Consider the following 22863-nt stretch of genomic DNA (forward strand, 5'->3'; position numbering starts at 1 on the left):
ATGGAGCCTTTATAAAATTGGGATAAATTATCTTATTTATACATCTCTGCGCGTTGTGCTTTGACAACATCGCTGTTAATGTACTCATCATAGGTCATCAACTTGTCGATGATTCCTTTTGGTGTCAATTCAATGATTCTGTTTGCAACAGTCTCAGTCAACTCGTGGTCACGGGATGTGAATAACATTGATCCTTTAAAATCTGACATACCATTATTTAATGCCGTGATTGACTCTAAGTCCAAGTGATTGGTTGGTTCATCAAAAATCAAGAAGTTAGCTCCCTGTAACATCATTCTTGAAAACATACAACGCATTTTTTCACCCCCGGAAAGGACAGAAACTTTTTTCATAACTTCTTCACCGGAGAATAGCATTTTTCCTAAGAATCCACGTAGGAACTGCTCATCCGCTTCAGGGTTTGTTGTATAGTCTCTTAACCAATCGACCAAATTTTCGTTTTTGCCTTCAAAAAATGCTGCATTTTCAATTGGCATATCGGCAGGAGTGATGGTAATACCCCATTTGAATTCACCACCGAAGTCAGTGTCTCTACCTGTGATAATATCGTAAAAAGCTGTTGTGATTAGGGAATTAGGACCCAACACTGCAATTTTATCACCTTTATTAATCATAAATGTGATATCCTTGAAGAAGACCTCACCATTGACCGTTTTGCTCAAACCTTCTACTTGTAATGTTTGGTCACCCGGTTCACGGTTCATTGTATTGAACATGATTGCAGGATATTTGCGGTTAGAAGGTTTGATCTCATCAATATTGATCTTATCCAAAGCTTTCTTACGGGAAGTAGCTTGTTTTGATTTGGATGCATTGGCCGAGAAACGACGGATAAATTCCTGAAGTTCCTTAACCTTGTCTTCCATCTTTTTGTTTTGATCAGACCGTTGTTTTAACGCTAATTGGGAAGATTCGTACCAGAACGAGTAGTTACCTGTATAGATGGTCATTTTACCAAAGTCGATATCAACAGTGTGAGTACACACCGCATCTAAGAAGTGACGGTCGTGGGATACAACGAGTACAATTGCTTCATAGGTAGCCAAAAAGTCTTCTAACCAAGCGATTGTATTGATGTCCAAGTCATTGGTAGGCTCATCGAGAATCAAGATATCTGGATTACCGAAGAGTGCCTGTGCCAATAAGACACGTACTTTTTGATTACCATCAATTTCAGAGACTAACTTGTAGTGGAGCTCTTCTTTAATGCCCAAGCTGCTCAATAGGGTAGCTGCATTGGATTCTGCATTCCATCCGTCCATTTCTGCAAAAAGACTTTCGAGTTCACCGGCACGTTCACCATCTGCATCAGAGAAATCCTCTTTCATGTAAATAGCGTCTTTCTCTTTCATGATTTTGTAAAGCTCTTGGTTACCCATCATGACAGTTTCCAATACCGTATATTCATCGAAAGCATAGTGATCCTGACTCAATACAGACATACGTTCGCCAGGCGTGAATGCCACCGAACCTGTAGAGGGATCAACTTCGCCAGAAATAATTTTTAAGAAAGTAGATTTACCAGCTCCATTGGCACCAATAATGCCATAACAGTTGCCAGGTGTAAATTTTAAATTGACATCTTCGAATAGTACACGTTTACCATAACGAAGGGAGAGATTTGACACATTAATCATGCTGCAAAGATACGTTTTAATCTTGTATTTTTTAACTATTTCCAAACATCAATTCCTTACCGAATAACCCTAATAATGGATTGTGAGAAATATCACTTTCCAAGTGATTGACGAACGGACGAAAAAATGAAATATAACAATTTGAGACAGTTCAGATAACCGCATATCGTTGAAAAGGATGTGTACCAGATTAATAAATTATGAATTGGGATTTTGCTAATAAATTGGCTTCTTTTTTGTGGCATTGGTGTTGAAATGAAATCAATTATGAAAAGAAATAGCATTACGTATGCTTTGGTACTCGTTGTTGCATTTTTGCTGAATTTGCAGGGTGCCTATGCTCAATTTGGGGGATTGCTTGACAAAGCAAGCAAGGCAGTTGCTTCGAAAGGGAGTAAAGCGTTAGGACTAGACAAACTTTTAAAGGAACCTGAAGCGATAAGCACAAGTTTTGAGGATGTAAATCGGAAAGGCGAACAGATGCCTGATTTTCAAAATACGGTTACTTATAAGCCGCTGGAAAATCTGCAGAAAAATGGCCAGGACGGCTATTTGCTTGAAGCAGGACATTTTGAAATGACTAACAAAAGCTATTGCCTAAAAGCAGGGACTTACGCACCTTCTAAGGGGGATGGCTATATGTATGCCCCTACATTAGGGAAAAAGCGGGAGGTTGTCATCGCTATCTTGAAAAGTGCGGAAAAACATCCGGAAGTTGAACAATCATCAATACAGATGTTATTATGGACAATTATTGCTAAAACTAAATTTATAGACTATTCCGGGGAGGTCAAGGAAACGGCATTGAGGTTGTTGACACCAGAGCAATTATTATTGCTGGAAGGCGGAGCGCTAGGCATATTGCCGTTTGATGTGGTGCAAAAGGCTAAAGACCAGATGCCCCCAGCTGTGCAGGCGATATTTGAAGCAGAAAATAATATCAGACAGCTGGTCTCTTCAGGCAACTATTCTTATGCTGAGTTTGAAAAGTATGCAATTATGGCAGGTATGGCCGAACCTCGTTCGGATGTTCCGAGTGGAATCTGGACACTGCATCCGGATGGCTATTACGTACGTTATTTTCCGAGTGGTTACTCCGTAACCAAAGTACAAGTGTATGTACCGGAGGAACTGATCACGAAATTGAAAGGTAAAAAGCTGGTTTACGACGCGACAGATGATATTGCTTGTCCAGCAAATACAGGATCGCAACGCCTGGCACAGACAAATGAGCCAATTAAACACGAAGAATGATGTGGATAAAAAAAAGGGATTTATTTCTATAGAAATTTAGGGAGAAACAATAAGGGAGATCAATTGATCTCCCTTATTCATTAAATTTCCTCTTTTGCCTCCTGTATAATATAAAAACGATGACAATAATTGCTATGATCCCTAAAATGATGTAATGGGAGCCTGATTGTTGTTGATGTTGGGTTGTATCCTCTGTCGTCTGCGCATATGTAAAATTTGCTACGAAAAGAAGCACCATGAAAATCCACTTCTTGCACATAATAAACGGTTTATTAACTATATTAGCAAGCTAACTATTTTTTGCAATAAAGACAAATTAATTTTACAAAAATGACAATATTTAAATGTGGTTTTATATACATTGTAATGTAAGCTGTTGATTTTGCGAAATATACATGTTTTGAAAAGGGGCTTTAAAGTCAAATCACTCCTATAATTGCCAAAGTTGTTGTTAAAATATTGGATTTAGAGCGGACCGGTGAAAAAGAAGATTTTTTTAGCCTGCTAATGGAGCAGATTCAGGTAATGCCGCTCCGAAGGCGGATTAATGGACGTAAAGTTGTATATTGTGAACCTTTTAAGTGTTTAAAGATATTATCGTCATGTCAAAACTTGTTAATTTAACTGTATTCCGAGAATTTTTGAAATCTAGCTTTGCTGGTGGGATTATTCTGTTTTCCTGTGTTATCTTGGCACTCATTGTAGCAAATACATCGCTATATGGATCGGTAATGGACTTTCTTCTTCGGGAGGTGGGACTTGAAACGGATAATATCCATTTAAAATATTCATGGCTGCTATGGATCAATGATGGGCTGATGGCTATTTTCTTCCTATTAGTCGGATTGGAAATCAAAAGAGAAATCGTTGAGGGGGAATTATCTTCAGCAAGTAAAGCTGTTCTTCCTATTCTGGCAGCAGTAGGGGGAGCTCTCCTGCCAGCGGCAATCTATTTTGTGATCAATAAAGATGCCGCCGATACCGCACACGGATGGGGGATCCCAATGGCTACGGATATCGCATTTGCGCTTGCTGTTATCACCCTTTTGGGAAATAAAGTTCCGGCAAGCCTCAAGATCTTTTTAGCAGCTTTGGCTATTGTAGATGATTTGCTTGCGATCTTAGTCATTGCTTTGTTTTATAGCAGTGGAATTCATGCGACCTATCTATTTATTGCGCTAGGGATATTTGCTTTTCTGATCATTCTAAATAAACTTGGTGTAAAAGCCCTATGGGCCTATCTTATTCCCGGAGTATTCATTTGGTATTTTATCCACCATTCGGGCATTCATGCAACTATAGCCGGAGTTTTGGTTGCCATGACGCTACCTACAACGCCAGATGAAAAAGAATCTCCGCTGGAAAAACTGGAGCATCTGCTGACCAAGCCTGTAAATTTTATAATCATTCCTTTGTTTGCTTTCGCAAATACATTAATTCCAATTCATGCTGAAATGGTTGGCGGTTTAACATCCAAATTGGGGCTGGGTATTATTGCGGGATTGATTGCAGGAAAATCAATTGGTATATTCGTGATTTGTTTTATTGCTAAAAAAATGAAAATAGCGCAACTTCCAGAAGGTGCAAGTTGGCCGCAGATATTCGGCGTTGGTTTATTGGGAGGTATTGGTTTTACCATGTCTATCTTCATATCTATCTTATCTTTTAACGATGCCTTTTTGATTGAGGAAGCTAAATTTGCGGTGCTCATTGCTTCTCTTTGTGCAGGTATATTAGGATACACATTGTTGAGATTGGCTGATAATTCCAAAAGTAACTTAGGTTAAAATAACGAAGATTCGGTAGGGGAGTTCTGAGGACATATTTTCTATGTAACTCCTAGCGTAACAAATGCTGACATCATATATAGATTAGTTTTAGTAACTTAGCGCATATTTAATAAAATAATAAAATTTGAGATTTACTGAATTTGGTTTTGTTCCGGAATTGGAAGAGGGCTTAGAAAGCATGATGTTTGAAGAGGCTACGCCTATTCAGGAACAGACAATCCCCGTCATTAAGAAGGGTAGTGATATGATTGCCTGTGCGCAAACAGGTACCGGTAAAACGGCCGCATATATGTTGCCAATTTTAGATGCTGTTGCGAGAGATGCAAAGGAGTCTATTCGCGCGATTATCCTGGTTCCGACAAGGGAATTGGCACTGCAAATAGATCAACAGATCATGGGCATGTCTTATTATACAGGGGCGACATCTATCTCCATATATGGAGGTGGAGATGGAATGGGCTACGAACAACAGAAACGAGCTATTCGGGAAGGGGTTAATATTATTGTTGCTACCCCCGGTCGATTGATCAGCCATCTTACGTCGATGAAAGTCGATTTAACTCATCTGACGCATTTCGTACTGGATGAAGCAGATAGCATGTTGGATATGGGCTTTCAAGATGATATATTGCGTATCGTCAGTTACTTACCTAAGAAAAAGCAAATGTTGCTTTTTTCAGCAACTATGCCCCTCAAGATCAGAAATTTTGCGAGAAAAATCCTTTATCAACCTGTTGAGGTCAATATCGCCATTTCAAAACCTTCAGAAGGTATAGACCAGCGCGCATATCTGGTATATGATAAGCAAAAAATGGATCTTTTGAAGATCATCTTACAAGACGTTAATTATGTTTCTGTGATCATCTTTGCTTCGCAAAAAACTACAGTTAAATTACTGGCGCAAGAACTTCAAAAGCAGGGTATAGATGCCGAGGGCTTTCACTCAGATCTTGAGCAGGCTAAACGTGAGGATATCATGAGTAGATTTAGATCACGTCAGGTGCGGGTACTTGTGGGAACAGATGTTATCTCGCGTGGTATCGATATCGTAGGTATCAGTCTGGTTGTAAACTACGATGTCCCACCAGATCCCGAAGATTATGTACACCGTATCGGACGTACTGCACGTGCAGCGACAACGGGTACAGCGATTACTTTTGTGAATGATAAAGATCAGCAGCGCTTTTCCCAGATCGAAAACCTGATCGGTTATCCCGTAGAACAAATCGCTTTACCGGAAGGCTTTGAAGCTGGGCCTGAATATAATCCGGCTAAGAAAAGCAGCAATCCACAAAATCGAAGACGTTTCAATAAGAACAAAAATAAAAATTACCAAAAACAGAAAAGAGCTTAATGATAAATTAAGCTCTTTTCTGTTTTTACCCAATGTTCGCTTCGATGGGGCCTATTCTATATATGATAGGGATTATTCTGTTGCCCATACGGCCAATTCATAACCATCGAGGTCTTTGAATTGAAATCGTTTACCACCAGGAAAGCTAAAGATATCTTTAACGATAGTGCCACCCGCACGGACGACTTTATCACGTGTGGATAGCAAATCATTCGAATAAAGGACAACCAAAATACTACCGTTTACCGGTGTACCGACTGTAAATCCTCCATCTACATATTTACCATCAAAGGCTGTATACTCAGGGCCGTAATCTGTAAAGTTCCAGCCAAAACTTGCTGAATAGAATTTTTTGGCTCTCTCAAGATCGCTAGATATAAATTCAAGGTATTGAATTTGTTCGTGGATAAGTTTGTTTTCTGAAGAAGAATTGCTCATGATATTGTTTAATTGATATTGTCATTTATTGGAAGAATCTACCTGAATTTCCAACATCAAGTGGATGTCGGATGTTATGTAAATATAGGATTTTCTCCGAACAGAATTTAGGCTTCTTTGTTTGAATTGACATCGTTTAATCCGATATCAACCATACCATATTACTCAAAAGCCACTTTTTATGTGTTAATTTTCTGGTTTTTCTTTTTTTCTACTGATGAGCGCCTGTATAAGTACAGAAAGCATAACCAGGGAAAGCCCGATGTAAAATGAAAGATTGAGCTCTTTGGATTCATTGAAGAATAAAAATGCAATCAGGATGGCATATACAGGTTCTAGATTGAGACTTAAATTGAGTGTAAAGGCAGAAATTTTCTTTAAGATTTCTGTGAAAGCAAGGTATACAGCAACGGTACAACACAGCGACAAAATTAGCAGGTAAATGAGATCCATTGTATTGGGGATAAAAGATGATATCGGATAATAATAAAGATAACAGGGGAGGATCAACCCAAGACCAACACTTCCACCAATCATTTGATAATAGTTGATGACTATACTGCTGTGTCGCCTGACCAGGCGTTCATTATAAATTGCATAAAGCGAAGCAAAGGCCGGTGAAATGATCCCGAAAATAATACCCAATTGATGTGCTGTATCAAAATGAAATATTAAAGCTATACCACAAAGCGTTAGTCCACTCAGAAAAAACTCTGAACTTTTAAATCTCGTTTTGTTAATGATAGGAGCAAAGATTGCAGTAAAGAAACTTGCCATACAGTAACAAACTACCCCGATTGAAATATTGGAGTATTTGATACTGGCATAAAAAAGTAGCCAGGAGGCGGTAATCAATAGGCCATTTTTTGCAATCGCTAATTTTTCACGCAAGCTGACTTCATTGGTTGCTTTTGACCATTTTGAAATAAGAAAAAGGAAAATTGCCGAAAAAAATACACGATACCAAGTTAGCATACCTTCATTGAGACTGATGACTTTGCCCAATACTCCGGATATGCCCAAACATACCACAGCGAGATGTAGTATGAAATATGAATGTTTCATAAAATGTCGTCTTCCAGATCTATCTTTGAAAAGACAGATACTATTGTTATAAAATTTGATTGAGAATATAAAACATGGGGAATCAGCCGATTATTCGGTGCCATGCTTTATTAATATTTAAAAAAATATTAAGCGATTGGAGGAGGAAGACAGCTTGTTCTGTTCATAACATTCTATTTCTTATCCGAAGATAATAAAATCCAGTGGTTTAATTCAAATAATTTTAGCGAATATCAGTAACTAGTTAAAGGGAATTGTATTTTATATGATGACTAAAAGCGAATAAAAAAGGGCTAAACTTTCGTTAGCCCTCTTAAATTAAACTATTATGATCCTGAATATCCTCAAGAATTGAGCGAACCAAGGTCGGTACAAGCGATGATTTATTACTCGGTATCGTTTCCTCCTCCCAATGCACGGTATAGATCCACCACGGCATTAAGTTTTTCCCGTTTAATGCTAATCTGTTCGAGATCATTTTGTAAAGCGTTGTTTTGCGCAGTAATGACTTCCAAATAATTTGCCATGCCACTTTTATACAACAGGGCAGCGTCTGAAGTCGCTTTGGCCAATGAGTTGGATTTAGCTTCAATCAGCAGAAGTCTCCGGTCGCTATGCTTTATTTTCGCTAAGGCATCCGATACCTCCGAAACTGCAAGCATAACAGACTGTTTAAACTGTACCGCTAATTTTTCCCGTTCGATTATCGAAATCTCATAGTTCGTTTTTAACGCACCTTTTTGAAAGATCGGTTGGGTGATGTTTCCTGCTATTGTTTTCACAATAGACCCCGGTAGATCAAACCAGCGATTGAATTGAAAAGAGTTTGTTCCAATCGAAGGAGTCAAACTTATTGAAGGATACATCGCTGCTTTGGCCAATCCTATTCTACTGTTAGCTGCAACAACGGCATACTCGGCCGCTTTGACATCAGGTCTCCGGCTAAGCAGTTCGGCTGGAACTCCCGTTGCCAATGTCCCACCGACAACAGTTGCATCAAGACCTTCGGAACGCTGGATTTTATCGGGGAAACCACCACATAGTATACTTATGGCATTTTCTTCAATAGCGATATTCTGGTCTGCCAGTGGAATCAGCAATTCGGCAGTTTTCTTTTGCGCTTCGGCCTGTTCTACAGCTAATGAACTCACGAGCGAGGAATTGTATTGCAGACGTATCATACTTAATGTACTGTCACTAAGTTGTACATTTTTTTGTGCAATCTTTAACTGTTCGTCCAATGCGATCAGATTGTAGTAAGATTGGATAACCTGAACTATAATACGGGTTTTCAACGCAGATAAATTCTCCTTCTGTCCAAAGAAATTTGCCAATGCTTCTTCTTTCTGCATGTTTGCCTTTCCCCAGATGTCTACCTCCCAAGAAAGTCGGAGTGTAGCGTTATAGTCATCCATATAAGGTGTCCCAATAAATTGATCGCTGAGCGATCCATTCAGGGAATTGGTAGATAACCAAGTCCTATTCGCTCCTACGTTTAGATCAAGTGTTGGTAAAAGACCCTTTTTTGATTGTTTATAGGAGAGCTCCAGCTGCTGCATGCTCAAGAGCGCTACACTAACGTCAGTGTTTTTGATCAGTGCTTTTTCAATGAGCGCGGTCAAATTAGGATCTTTCACAAACTTCCGCCACGATAATGCCAGTGTATCTGAGGTCAGGACAATTTCGTTATTTCTGAAATTGTCCGGTAACTCCATGTCTTGACGTGTATATTTTTTGCCCACACTGCACGAAGCGAGAAGTAGGGAAGTACCTGCTAAAATAGTAATATAGTGATGAAATTTTTTCATTTTAATCGTTTGTCTTGTCCACGAGTTTTTTTCTTGAAACCTTCTCCTGTAAATATTGAAACACCAGATACAATAACGGTATAACGATAACACCAAGGATCACCCCGCTTAACATACCCATAGCTGCTCCAGTACTGATAGAGTGATTACCTGTTGCTGTTCCTCCAGTAGCAAACATCAGCGGGATCATACCCGCTATAAAGGCTAATGAAGTCATTAAAATTGGGCGAAGACGCGCTTTGGCACCTTCCAGGGCAGAATCAATGAGTGAAGAACCCGCCCGTCTACGCTGCAATGCAAACTCAACGATCAGGATCGCATTCTTCGCCAAGAGACCAATCAACATGATCAATCCGACTTGAACGTATATGTTATTGTCCAGACCGATAGCACGTGTTCCTAAGAACGATCCTATTATCCCTGTCGGGATAGATAACAGCACCGCCAGTGGCAATAGGTAGCTCTCATACTGCGCGGAAAGTAAGAAGTAGACGAACAATAAGCTCAATGTCAAAATGATCATCGTCTGATTGCCAGAAGATTTTTCTTCCAAACTTAGTCCTGTCCATTCGTAACTATAGTCTCCTGGTAATTTGTTCAGCACATTTTTCTCCAGTGTTTCCATAATAGCACCATTACTGATACCTGGATTACTAACGACGTTAATGGTAAGCGAATTGTACAAGTTGTAACGTGTCACGGACTCTGGTCCATAGACTTTGCGAAGTGTTACCAATGTATTTACCGGTAGCATTTCCCCTTTGTTGTTCTTGACAAATATTTCATTGAATGCGTCCTTATCTGTCCTAAAAATTCCGTCCGCTTTTACAGCGATACGGTAGAACTTACCAAAGCGATTGAAATTCAATGACTGGTCGCCGGCAAAATACGTCTGAACAGACGAAAGCATTTCACTGACATCGACACCAAGCTGAGCCGCTTTATCTTCGTCAACTTCCAATTCCATTTGTGGATAATCCGCTCTAAACATAGTGTAGGCAAATTGTACACCTGGTTGTTGCATAATCTTCGCGATAACAGAATCGGACATCGCTTTAAGCTCTACCGGAGATTTTCCGGCTCTGTCTTGTAGTACAAGTTCGGCACCGTTCATCATACCATAACCATCAACAGGAGGGGAGCGGAAAGCCATTGCATTACCTTCTTTAACCGTAGTTAGCTTTTGAGAAATCACCTGATGAATCTGATCGATATCATTCATTTCGCCACGTTTTTTCTTATCCTTTAAACGGATGAATCCTGTTGCGTAAGCTGCACTGGAGTTGTTACCAATCATATTGAAACCAGTGATACTCGTATGGCTTTCAATAGAAGGTAAGTCAGCCAATAGTTTCTCTATTTTTCCTACAGCTTTTGTTGTCCGATCGAGACCGGTACCCGGAGGCATCTCCAAACTGTACACGACAAAGTTATCATCTTCCATAGGGACAAAGCTTTTTGACGTACTTGTCATGAGATATCCTGCAGCGCCTATTGTAGCGATAATTAATAACGCTGCTAACCATTTTTTCTTAACAAGAAATTTCAGCGAGCCAACGTATCTATTTGTCATATTTTCAAAACCAGCATTAAAGGCTTTGAAAAACCGTTGTGAGAATCCTGTTTTTTGAGTTTGACCATCATGATTTTCGGCATGTGTGTTTTTCAGTAACAAGGCACAAAGAGCCGGCGTCAACGTCAATGCATTGATCGCTGAAATCACAATGGCGATAACCAGTGTATAGGCAAACTGTTTGTAAAACATTCCCGATGAACCGGTCATAAAACCGATAGGAATAAATACTGCACACATGACCAATGTAATCGAGATGACCGCACCGGTTATTTCACTCATGGCACTGTGTGTGGCCTCATTACCGGTCATGGTCGATGTTTCCATCTTACCATGGACAGCTTCGACGACGACAATGGCATCATCGACCACAATACCGATGGCCAATACCAAGGCGAAAAGGGTTAATATATTGATGGTAAACCCAAACACCAGTAAGAAAAAGAATGTACCTACGATGGCTACTGGTACCGCGATCGCCGGAATAATGGTCGATCGGATATCCTGTAAGAATAAGAAAACAACCAAAAAGACCAAAATGAACGCTTCAATTAATGTCGAACGGACTTGAGCGGTACTTTCATCTAGGCGCTCTTTGGTACTTATCAGTTTAAATATCTTGATTCCAGGAGGAAATGAGCGTTGCGCTATTTCGATCTGTTTATCGATACCTATTTCAATTTCGTTGGCATTGGAACCAGAAGTCTGGAAAATACCAATAGTAACTGTATTTAAACCATTGTTTTGCGAATTACCACTATAACTTATCGAACCGAATTCTATCCGGGCAACATCTTTCAACCTGACGATCTGAACATCATTATTTTTAACAATAATGTTTTCATATTGTTCCGGAAGATTCTTTTTCCCTTTATATCGAATCACATATTCCAATGGTGCCTTTGATTCTTCACCTAGTTTTCCGGGTGCGGACTCCAGACTTTGCTTGGAAATGGCAGCGATGACTTCTTGGGGTACAAGACCATAACTCGCCATTTTCTGAGGATTCAACCAAACGCGCATAGAGTAATCTTTCGAACCAAATACCATAGCCTGACCTACACCCGGAACACGTTTGATCTGTGGAATCAGGTTGATATTCACATAGTTCTGTAGGAATAGTTCATCATATTTTTTGTTATCCACAGTATAGATATTAAAAATCATGATCATACTATTCTGTTGTTTGGAGGTCGTCAATCCCATCCGCACAACTTCCTGTGGCAGGATCGGTGTTGCCTGTTGCACCCTGTTCTGTACGTTTACAGCTGCTTGATCCGGATTTACACCAGCCTTAAAGACAATACGTACGGAGAATGTACCATCGTTACTTGCTGTTGAGGTAATGTATTCCATGTCCTCAACGCCATTGATCTGCTCCTCCAGCGGTGTGACAACTGACCGTAATACGGTCTCACTATTACCACCGGGGTAACTTCCCGTAACTTGGACTGTAGGTGGAGCGATATCGGGAAACCGTGTCTGCGGTAGCCTTAAAAGACCAATTATCCCGAGTATGACAAATATGATAGATATAACAGTTGCCAAAACTGGCCTGTCAATAAATTTCTTCAGCATTTTATTTTAATTTTAGATAAATCTAATACAGGCTTTTATTTTTTAGTAGGTTGAACCTGCATTCCGTCATTAAGCATATCAATTCTATTCATTACGATTTTTTCGCCCGCTGTCAGACCTGATTTGAGTAGATACTCATTGGCCGTATTTCCGGCGATTTCGATCTGCTTCATGGCAATTTTGTTTTTGTCTCCAATAACATAGACAAAATAGCGATCCTGAATGTCTTTAACAGCTGCCATAGGGACTAACAATACATTATCATGCGCCTTTTTTAAGACAACCTTGGCTGAACCGCCAGAACGAAGTATCTTATCTGGGTTGGTGAAAACTGCCTTTAGTGTCATACTACCAGTCGTCCTATCGATATTACCACTGGCCATTTCTACTTTTCCAGGGTGATTATATACTGTACCGTCAGCGAGAATCAATGTTGCTTGTTGATTGCTTGATTTCGTATTATGATCCTTCATAAAGGTGATAAAATCAGCCTCGCTCAACGAAAAATAAACGTTCACGGTATTGATTTCAGACAATGTTGTTAATGGCATTGCGTCTGCTGCAGTGATCAGATTTCCAATACGATTGGGAATCCGTCCAATGTAGCCACTTACGGGTGCATTGATTAATGTAAATCTTGCATTGATCTGCGAGGAACCTAAAGCCGCTTGTGCTTGGGCAACCTGCGCTTTTGCCGCAGCGTAGTTCGCTTCTGCAGTTTTAAGCTGAAGGTCGGTATACACTTTACCTTCTACGAGTGGTTTGATTTTTTCAATTTCCAGTTTCGCATTTTGTTCCGCAGATAGTGCCGCTTGATAGGCTGCTCTGCTATTATTTACCTGTTCATTGTATACATCGCCTTTTATTTTGAAAAGGGCTTGGCCTTTTGTGACATAATCCCCTTCTTTCACATAGATTTGCTCCAAGTAACCTGTTACCTGAGCTTTTACATCAACATTGACGGCGCCCTCCAGAGTACCGGGGTATTTTTTTTCCGTCTCCGCTTGTGCGGGGGATAATTCGATAAAGTCAACAGTAACTGCCTGCTCTTGCGGTTGTTCTTGGCTGCCTCCACAGGACGATAATAGTGTAGCTGCTGTAATAAATGTAAGGATAGGTTTTAAAGTCATCGTTCTTAGTGCCATTTTATCATTTTATTTAAAGCAAAAGAAAGAATTCTTTTAAGGGATATAATAAGGAAATCTACCGAGACGTAACAATTGCTTACTGAAACGTAGCTATAATGCGCTGAATTTTGATATTATTTAATCAAAACAGGTCTTTTTTGTCGTTTTCCTTAGAAAGACGCTAACTAAACACCTGACTGCAGTTCGTTGATTGTGCCCAAAAATTTCGAGATAAGAACCACTGTTTACTAATAGTCCAACCAGTTTTTTAGGAGCTGGGCCTTTTCCCGACTGACAAGGATTTCGACATCTTCGCTATGTTTGATTTCGATTTTAAGTTTGCCATTAAAATGGTTATGCAATCTCTTTATTGCATCTATATGCACTATAAATTGTCGATTGGCACGGAAAAAAACTTTGGGATTTAATTGCTGCTCCAGCTCTTCTAAGGTTTGCGGCACAATTTCGACGGTACCACATTTCAGCTTGGCATGTGTTAACTTAAACTCTGAGTAAAAATATTGAATGTCTTCAACCAGTATTGTTTTATAACCGTCTTTGTAGGGCAGGAGAAACCGGGTTCTGAAATCTTTGGGATAGATAAAATCCAATAGGCCTTGGATCGGAGCCTGACTCATCTGTTGAAGTTGTAGACTGTCTAATTTGACCAATGCATTTTCTAATTCTTTTTTTTCTACAGGTTTTAAGAGATAGTCTATACTGTTGAATTTAAAGGCTCTGACGGCATATTCATCAAATGCTGTCGTAAAGATAATGGGGCAGTCAATTTTAATACTTTCCAGGATCTCGAAACTTAGACCATCAGAAAGACGGATATCCATCATGACCAAATCCGGAGACTCATTACTTTGAAACCAAGTGATACTGTCGGCAATATTATCCAAGACATCCAGTATCTGTATTGATGGTTTTATTTCTTTCAATAGTCGTTTTAGACGATCAGCATTAAGTTTTTCATCTTCAATAATCAATACGTTGGTAATACTCATGAGTTTTGTTCTATAAGTGGTAGATTAACTTTGAATGTCTTTCCATTGTTCAAGATCTCTGGTTGCAGATTTGACAATAAATCATATCTTTTAATGATATTCGAAATACCTATTCCCGATGACTCTGATACATTTTCTATTGGTATCAAAATATTTTCGACAACTAACTGGTTATGTGCATTGGTGTATACCTTAATTTTTAACGACCGTTTTTTATTGGTTTGATTATGCTTTAGTGCATTTTCAACCAAAAGCTGTAAGGTGAGTGGTGGTAGTTGATAATTGGATTTTGTAGGATCTACATTTATTTCAAAGTGAACTCCTTCTCCAAATCTATTTTTTATTAAGAAAATATAGGAATCTAAGAAATTGAGTTCCTCTTCAAGAGAAATAACATCTTTTTTTGAATTCACCAATAGGTAACGGTATATTTTGGAGAAATTTTCAGCATATTCATAGCCAAGTTGCTGATCCTCTAAAATTATTTCGGATAATACGCTCAAATTGTTGAAAACGAAATGCGGGTCAATCTGTAGCTTCAGTGATTGAAGTTCTGTTTCTAGAATAACCTGCCCCAGTTTGGCGGCGCGTATAGATTCATTCTTCCAGTTGTTGATCAGATGAATGCCAATGTTAATCCCCATAATCATTAAAGCGATCATAACACTGATGGAGATATTTTGTATGGCGCCTCTTTTTTCTTCTAAGGATGTTGCAATGGTGAGGTTTTGTAGCTCATAATAATAACGGGAAATAATGTAAACCAGTAATAAATTGATAAGAAGAACCACGATGAGGTTAATGACGGTTTCAATCAGAAGCCTTTCTGTTGGATTGTCTTTCCATGTTAAGATACGATCCAATTTATTGTGGACAATAATACTGAACTCTGAAATAAGGAAACTGTAAATAATGGTAAAGGTCCATTCTCCCAATATTTCAAACATATTTCGCTGAAAATAGCCATTCCAGCAACTAGAAAATGGGTCTATAATATAGGCAACAAGATAGATGAGAAAAAAAGATAGTAGGGTAAATAATAACCTTTTCTTGTTTGTACTGATTAGATTTTTCTCATTTTTATAGATAGTCTTATCCTGCATTCGTTTTACTTGTATATAGCTATTAAATCACTACAAATTTCGCAATTCGTTTAAGGATTGAATCACAAATTTATTCTGAAACGTACAAAGAGCAAGCTGAAATATCACTTTGGTATAACCCAGCCGTATATTGCTTAAATCTTCTGATCCCTGTCCTTAGTATATAATATAAGGAATTCTCTTCTGTTTTACAATTAAAATAAAGGTATTTAATCCATTATTTTCTTAAATTGATCGCCAAGAAAATTGATATGGAGCTCTCACTATATTTTGTGATTTTTTTGATATGCTTTTATTAAAGTTTTCGGTTATCACACATTGAAGAATTTAACGATTTTCTCAGTTGATATAATCTAAAAAAGTGTTGAGCGTTTTGCTGAAAAAAATAAAGATTGACAAAGTTTCATTTTGTCAATCCTTATGGTTTAAGAGGGATTATGCCTCTATATAATCAAATATTCCCTATTGATTATTTCGGTTCTTTGTGTGTAGTTGGTGTATGGATAATATCGAAATAAACGTTTTTATTGTCGTTGTTTGGATAAATCCGGTAGGTAAATTCTTTTTTTGTTAATACCGTTATATCAACGACACGTGTGAAAAGTGTTTCTCCTGCTGCATTTTTAGCAACGATAGTCCGTGTTTTACCATCTGCTGAAACAGACCAGTCTCCACTCATTTTGGGAGAGTCATCAAGATTGAACATGGTAAAGGTACCATCGGATTTGAAGTAGGCAAAACCTACAAAATTTGAGACATTGGCATCTGTCAATACCACATTTTCACCTTTGTTATTTTTGGCGCTTGTTGTTTCCCAAGCGGTACTAGCCAATACTTCGCTTGGTGTAAGCTGAGGCTCTGGTGTAACTTCATCATCCTTACTGCAGCTCATAATCAGTAAAGTACAAATGGCAATACAACATACCAATGCAATCATTTTTAAATCTTTCATAATCATTAAATTTATTGTATTACAAAAGTAATTGCCTTGTAACTGTTGCATTTGTCTTTTTTATTCCAAGGTTTGAAGGATTTATAACGATGACTATAGTGACAGGCAATATCCTCTAAAAAGGGCGTCTACTTTATTGTTTTGATGCTTAGTAGGAGTAGGAGTAAGCCAATGAACGGGGAGTGGTCATTGTTTAAGGATGTTGCTATAAAATAAGACAGGAGACCCTCGCGGTCCCCTGTCTCCCAGATATGTGATATAAAATTAGAAAAATTGCAAATTTTTAAAATTAGTTATTGCTCCATCCACCTCCTAAGGAGCGATACAGATCTACTACAGCCGAAAGTTCCGCTTTCTTCACTTGAGCCAGCTCAAGTTCACTTTGTAATATATTGCTTTGTGCGGTGATTACTTCCAGATAAGTTGCCATACCAGTTTCAAAGAGAAGGTTGGCATGTTTTGTAGCCTCTTTTAGACGAGTCGTTCTATCCAAAGTAATCTGTTGTTTTTCCTTCAATTTTTGGATTGAAATCAGGGCATCGGAAACTTCTCCGGCAGCTGAAATAACTTTTTGTTTGAAAATCATTACATTCTTCTCTTGTTCTATGCGGGCAAGCTCATATTGCGTTTTCAGCTCTCTACGCTGAAAAATAGGCTGCGTAATACTACCTGTGATTGCACCAAATAAAGATGCAGGCAGATTAAACCAATTACTTGCTTTAAATGCATTGACACCTGCCTCAGCACTAATGACCAGCGAAGGATACATTCTTGCTTTAGCAGATTTTTGATAGGCCTGAGAAGCAGTGATAGCAAGCTCTGCCTGTTTAACATCAGGACGATGGCTTAATAAATCTGCTGGTATTCCTGTTGCAAGATCTTCAGGAAAACGAACGTTAACCAATTGTTCTTGCGTTTTGATTTCCGCTGGGAGTTTACCACTGAGAATTTGGATCGCATTCTCTTGAAGATGAATTTGTTGTTCAAAATCGGGGATAAGCGCAGCAGCAGAAAGACGTTGCGCATCGACTTGTTCCAAAGCAAGTAGTGTAATATCACCAACTTCATATTGTTGCTTGACAATACGGAGCGTGGTATCGCTCAACTGTAAATTTTGTTGTGCGATATCTCGTAATTGATAGAGCATCAAAAGTTGATAATAACCTTGCGCCACCTGGGCAATTAATTGTGTTTGTATAACTTTTTTTGCTTCTTCAGTTTGCAGGTAAGAAGCCAAGGCTGCCACATTTTGATTCTTGATTTTCCCCCATAGATCAGCCTCCCAGGATAACCCAATGGATGCTGTATAGTCTTCGACGTGATGTTGTTTTAAAAATTGATTCAAGCTCAATCCGTTCATGCTATTATTGGATGGGTTGGTACTATTTCCTCTGACCTGCAACTGTGCTGTGGGAAGATAGCCCGCTTTTGCCTGTTTCAAGCTCAGTTGAGATGCATCTATATTTTTCAGTGCCAATTGCATATCCAGATTATGCTGGATTGCGCTGTCGATCAAGCTTTGTAAAACACGATCTTTGAAGAAATCACGCCATGGAATAGAACCTATATTGTTTTCTTGTGTTGCTTTTCCCTGATCACGGTATTGCTCAGGCAGATTTGGTGCAAGATGTTTATTGCTAACCAGTTTATCTGTTTTACAAGACCACGCGACAAAAGATAAGATGAAAACCGTCAGTAGCTTTACTTTTCTATTCATATATTTCGATGTTGTCATTGTTTACTAATTATTTGTATGCACAGGAATTTCCAAAGAAATATGCTCATTCTCTAGTTGTTTTTCTTTTGGCGTACCGCTTACTTTCTCTTGTATAAACTGGAATACAATGAAGAGGATAGGAATAATAAAAAGCCCCAATACAACCCCACTAAGCATTCCGCCTGCCGCTGCAATACTGATCGAGTGATTACCTTGAGCTGAGGGACCCACTGCGGTCATCATAGGAATCATACCTACAATGAAAGCCAAAGATGTCATGATAATAGGTCTCAGACGTAAGCGTGCAGCTTTAAGCGCAGCGCTTGGTATTGAAAGCCCCTGTTTTCGACCTTGAATGGCAAATTCGACAATTAAAATAGCATTCTTCGCCAGTAATCCGATCAACATGACTAAAGCTACCTGAACGTAAATATTATTGGCAGTATCGGTGAGGCTAATTGCTGCAAAGACACCAAATATACCTGTTGGAATAGATAGTATAACCGCTAATGGGATAATGTAACTCTCATATTGCGCCGCGAGAAGGAAGTAAACGAAGATCAAACAGAGGATAAAAATAAGCGTAGACTGACCTCCGGAGACAATTTCTTCTTTCGTCATACCCGAAAATTCATAGGTAAATCCAGTTGGCAAATGCTGTTTGGCCACTTCTTCCACGGCACGGATTGCATCCCCTGAGCTATAACCAGGTTTTGGGATTGCATTTATTCCGATCGAATTGAATAGATTGTAACGCGAAGCCGTTTCGGGGCCATAGACACGCTCCAGTTTAACTAATGTATTGATAGGTACCATGTCGCCTAATCTGTTTTTAACAAAGATTCCGTCCATAGAAGTTGGTTCACTACGATCTTTTGCATCCGCTTGGACCATAACACGATAGTACTTTCCGAATCGATTAAAATCTGACGCCTGCGCGCTACCAAAATAGGCTTGCATCGTCTGTAAGATACTCTTGGTGCTTACACCAAGTTGTTCAGCTTTAATATCATCAACTTGTAGTTCGTACTGCGGATAATCGGCTTTGAAGGTTGTAAAGGCCATCATGATTTCGGGACGCTTCATGAGTTCACCAATAAAACCTTGACCTATTGTACTGAACTTACTAAGTTGTCCACCTGTTCTATCTTGAAGAACCATATCGAGACCATCGACGTTACTAAATCCAGGGACTGTGGGAAAGGTAAACACGAAGAAGTTGGCGCCTTTGATATTTGCTAAGCGTTGATTCACATCAGCCATAATAGCATTGATATCTTTGATGCCGCCACGTTCTTTATGTGGTTTCAGCAAAATAAATGCTACACCAGCCGATGGACTGGTTGATTGCGTTAAAATATTAAAACCAGCCAAAACGTTTAGTGTCTTAGTGAAATCAGCATGTTGAAGTTGTTTTTCAGCTTCTGCCAATGCCCCCGAAGTACGGTCCAAAGAGGCACCTGCAGGCATGGACAACGATACTGCGATAAAACCTTGGTCTTCGGAAGGGATAAATCCCGTAGGTGTACGACGGATCATAAAAACTGTCAGCAACAAGGTGATACCTAAACCTGCAAAAGCTACCCATTTGTAACGGATCAGAAAACGTAAGCTGCCTAAATAGTTTTTGGTCAGGCGATCAAAACCAACGTTGAATCCTGTGAAGAAACGTTCTTTGAAATTAAGTTTTTTAGTCTCGTCGTGGTTATGGTGCGTAGGTTTTAAAAATAATGCACAGAGGGCTGGACTTAAAGTCAGCGCATTGATCGCTGAAATTACAATTGCTATGGCCAGTGTAAAGGCAAATTGTCGATAGAAAACTCCTGTCGAACCTTCCATAAAACCAATAGGGAGGAAGACCGCGGACATGACAAGGGTAATGGAGATAATGGCTCCCGTGATCTCACTCATGGCGGAGGTCGTTGCTAATTTGGGTGGGAGATTATTATGCTCCATTTTGGCGTGTACGGCCTCAACCACCACGATTGCGTCATCCACGACGATACCGATTGCCAGTACAAGCGCAAATAATGTTAATAGATTGATGGAGAAGCCAAAAAGCTGCATAAAGAAAAACGTCCCCACAATCGCCACAGGCACAGCAATGGCCGGTATCAGTGTTGATCTAAAATCCTGAAGGAATAGAAAAACAACTAAAAAGACCAGAATAAAAGCTTCGATCAAGGTATGTTTAACTTGGTCAATAGACTGATCAAGCGCATCCTTGGTATTATATAAAACAAGATATTTTACACCCTTTGGAAAGCTTAAGGAAGCTTTCTCCATAAATTCCTGGATAGCAATCTGGATTTCATTTGCATTGGATCCTGCTAATTGCATTACCCCAATATTGAGCCCTGCTTTACCATCAATACGCGTATGACTTGCATAGGTGTACGATCCCAATTCAACCCGAGCCACATCTTTAAGCTTTAAGACGGAACCATCGGTATTTGATCTGATAATGATATTTTCGTAATCGCTTGGCTGGTTAAGCTTACCTTTATATTTGATGACAAATTCAAAAGCTTCACGGCTGCTTTCTCCAAATTTTCCTGGAGCAGCTTCGACGTTTTTATCTTGAATTGCTCCCATAACCTCCTCCGGAGTTAATTTGTAGGCGGCCATTTGATTAGGATTAAGCCATACGCGCATGGAATAATCTTTACTACCACCGAAAGCCAATGCTTGTCCCACTCCAGGGATACGTTTAAGTTCTGGAATAATATTGATCTGCGCATAGTTGGTGATAAAAGTTTGGTCATATTTACCTTCGTCCTCAGTATATAGATCCAATACCATGATCAAGCTATTTTGTTGTTTGGCCGTTGTAATTCCCGCCTGAACCACCTCGGCAGGGAGTTGGCTGGTAGCCTGCGCCACACGATTCTGCACATTTACAGCAGCCTGATCAGGATCAGTGCCCAGCTTAAAATATACCGTAATCATCAATGATCCGTCGTTACTGGCGGTAGAGCTCATATAGCTCATGTTTTCGACACCATTGATGGATTCCTCCAAAGAGGGGGCTACGGCACGAAGTACCGTTTCGGCATTTGCGCCGGGATATAATGCTGTTACCTGTACTGCTGGTGGGGCAATATCTGGAAACTGCTGTAAGGGCAGCTTTAGGATACCGATCACTCCCAATATCACAAGTAATATGGAGATTACGGTGGCAAGTACTGGCCTTTCTATAAATTTCTTAAGCATAAGTTTGTTGTTTATAATATTAATTGATGCTGTCTTTTGATAAAGGTTGTGGTGTTATTTTTTGACCATCTTGAAGTAAATCAATACCCTTGTAAACAATGCGATCTCCGGCACTGATTCCCTTGCTTACGAGATAGTTTGCGCCACTTTTTCCGATGACTGTGATGGGCTGCTGTACAACCTTATTTTCTTTTCCGACAGTATACACAAAGATCTTGTCCTGCATTTCAAGTGTAGCAAGTTGTGGCACCAGTAAAGCCTGATCGTATTTCTTTTGGAGTCTGACACGGCCCGTATTTCCATTACGTAAAACTCCTTCAGGATTACTGAATGTCGCACGTAATGTAATTGCGCCTGTGTTTTTGTCAAACTGACCATCCACCATATCTATTTTTCCTTTTTGATCATAGATTGTTTGATCGGAAAGCACTAAACTGATCGGGGGGAGGTTGTTCAATTTTTGTTGAAGATTATTGCCTTCTGTATTATTTTTGAAAGCAATAAAATCATTTTCTCCCAATGAGAAGTAGACGTGAAGATCTCTGACATTTGACAGTGCAGTTAAAGGTTGCGGATCTGATGGTCCAACTAAACTTCCTTGTTTTCGTTGTAGTCTTCCGATATAGCCCTCAGCCGAAGCACGGATCAGCGTATAACCAACATTGATTTTAGCTGTTTCCACAGCAGATAATGCCAATTGAACATTCGCTTTAGCAGCATTACGTGCACTGATCGCTGTCTTTAATTGAAAGTCAGTCAATACTTTGGTATTGACTAATTTTGTTTTTTTCTCAACTTCCAACTCGGCGTTTTCCAACGCAGCTTTTGCAGCTAATAAATTGGCTTTGGCCTGATTCAATTGCTCTTGGAATGGTCGGTCATTAATTTTAAAAAGCGCCTGTCCTTTACTGACTTTCGCACCCTCATCGACAAAAATCTGTTCCAAAATCCCCTCAACCTGAGGTCTGATCTCGATATTAGCCGAAGCTTCTATTGTTGCTGGATATTCCTGATAGACTGTCTCGTTACCATTTTCGATGGCAACAACAGGTAGGCTAACAGGGGGAGGATCAATAGGTTTGCTGGTTCCTGTTGAACAGCTGTATAAAAAGATTGCACTAAGCACATATGCGGTCTTTACGATATTAATTCGTTTAACACTGTTAAGTGCTGGAATGTAAATCTTCTTAAGACTTGGTGATACATTTGTTTTCATGTGATAT

The 22863-nt window shown here is 39.4% G+C and carries 15 protein-coding genes; 3 read left to right on the forward strand and 12 right to left on the reverse strand.

Translation table 11 applies throughout. From position 1 onward, the window contains the following. Positions 1-32 precede the first annotated feature (32 nt). Positions 33-1658 carry an ABC-F family ATP-binding cassette domain-containing protein gene (locus LC454_RS02725; RefSeq protein WP_223578997.1) on the reverse strand — a complete coding sequence of 542 codons (1626 nt, stop codon included), beginning with the start codon at positions 1656-1658 and terminating at the stop codon, positions 33-35. A 267-nt stretch (positions 1659-1925) separates the two neighbouring features. On the opposite strand from LC454_RS02725, the gene LC454_RS02730 reads away from it, so the two are divergent. The 3 genes from LC454_RS02730 to LC454_RS02740 all read left to right on the forward strand — a co-directional run bounded on the left by LC454_RS02730 (position 1926) and on the right by LC454_RS02740 (position 6056). Beyond that, complete coding sequence (locus tag LC454_RS02730; protein ID WP_223578999.1) at positions 1926-2912, forward strand: hypothetical protein; 987 nt, start codon at positions 1926-1928, stop codon at positions 2910-2912. A 602-nt stretch (positions 2913-3514) separates the two neighbouring features. Further along, on the forward strand, positions 3515-4699 hold the full coding sequence (nhaA, locus tag LC454_RS02735) for a Na+/H+ antiporter NhaA (protein WP_223579002.1): 1185 nt from the start codon (positions 3515-3517) through the stop codon (positions 4697-4699). Between the two features lie 127 nt (positions 4700-4826). Next, a complete protein-coding gene (locus LC454_RS02740) occupies positions 4827-6056 on the forward strand; it encodes a DEAD/DEAH box helicase (protein ID WP_223579004.1) in 1230 nt (409 codons plus the stop codon). Between the two features lie 72 nt (positions 6057-6128). On the opposite strand, the gene LC454_RS02745 is transcribed toward LC454_RS02740, so the two are convergent. From LC454_RS02745 to LC454_RS02795, 11 genes are all read right to left on the reverse strand, one after another. Next, entirely contained in the window at positions 6129-6494 is a 366-nt protein-coding gene (locus LC454_RS02745; protein ID WP_223579020.1) for a VOC family protein, read from the reverse strand. Positions 6495-6680: 186 nt separating this feature from the next. Then, positions 6681-7559, reverse strand: coding sequence for a DMT family transporter (locus tag LC454_RS02750; RefSeq protein ID WP_223579022.1), 879 nt, complete (start codon positions 7557-7559; stop codon positions 6681-6683). Between the two features lie 386 nt (positions 7560-7945). Then, positions 7946-9367, reverse strand: coding sequence for an efflux transporter outer membrane subunit (locus LC454_RS02755; protein ID WP_223579025.1), 1422 nt, complete (start codon positions 9365-9367; stop codon positions 7946-7948). A 1-nt stretch (position 9368) separates the two neighbouring features. Next, positions 9369-12518, reverse strand: a complete 3150-nt coding sequence (locus tag LC454_RS02760) for an efflux RND transporter permease subunit (protein ID WP_223579027.1) — start codon at positions 12516-12518, stop codon at positions 9369-9371. A gap of 35 nt (positions 12519-12553) precedes the next feature. Further along, positions 12554-13663: an efflux RND transporter periplasmic adaptor subunit gene (locus tag LC454_RS02765; protein WP_223579030.1), complete on the reverse strand. Its 1110-nt coding sequence runs from the start codon at positions 13661-13663 to the stop codon at positions 12554-12556. A gap of 230 nt (positions 13664-13893) precedes the next feature. Then, the gene (locus LC454_RS02770; protein ID WP_223579033.1) at positions 13894-14655 is read right to left on the reverse strand and encodes a LytR/AlgR family response regulator transcription factor; all 762 of its coding nucleotides are present in this window, start codon (positions 14653-14655) and stop codon (positions 13894-13896) included. Then, a complete protein-coding gene (locus LC454_RS02775; protein WP_223579036.1) occupies positions 14652-15758 on the reverse strand; it encodes a sensor histidine kinase in 1107 nt (368 codons plus the stop codon). The genes LC454_RS02770 and LC454_RS02775 overlap by 4 nt, the downstream gene beginning before the upstream one ends. Before the next feature lie 469 nt (positions 15759-16227). Then, entirely contained in the window at positions 16228-16710 is a 483-nt protein-coding gene (locus LC454_RS02780; RefSeq protein ID WP_223579039.1) for a DUF4822 domain-containing protein, read from the reverse strand. Positions 16711-16999: 289 nt separating this feature from the next. Continuing rightward, entirely contained in the window at positions 17000-18427 is a 1428-nt protein-coding gene (locus LC454_RS02785; protein WP_223579042.1) for a TolC family protein, read from the reverse strand. Positions 18428-18451: 24 nt separating this feature from the next. Beyond that, positions 18452-21640: an efflux RND transporter permease subunit gene (locus LC454_RS02790; protein ID WP_120258268.1), complete on the reverse strand. Its 3189-nt coding sequence runs from the start codon at positions 21638-21640 to the stop codon at positions 18452-18454. Positions 21641-21659: 19 nt separating this feature from the next. Next, positions 21660-22856 (reverse strand): efflux RND transporter periplasmic adaptor subunit, encoded by a 1197-nt coding sequence (locus LC454_RS02795; protein ID WP_223579044.1) that lies wholly within the window; start codon positions 22854-22856, stop codon positions 21660-21662. Positions 22857-22863 lie beyond the last annotated feature (7 nt).

Source organism: Sphingobacterium sp. GVS05A (assembly GCF_019969845.1).
Taxonomy (GTDB): domain Bacteria; phylum Bacteroidota; class Bacteroidia; order Sphingobacteriales; family Sphingobacteriaceae; genus Sphingobacterium.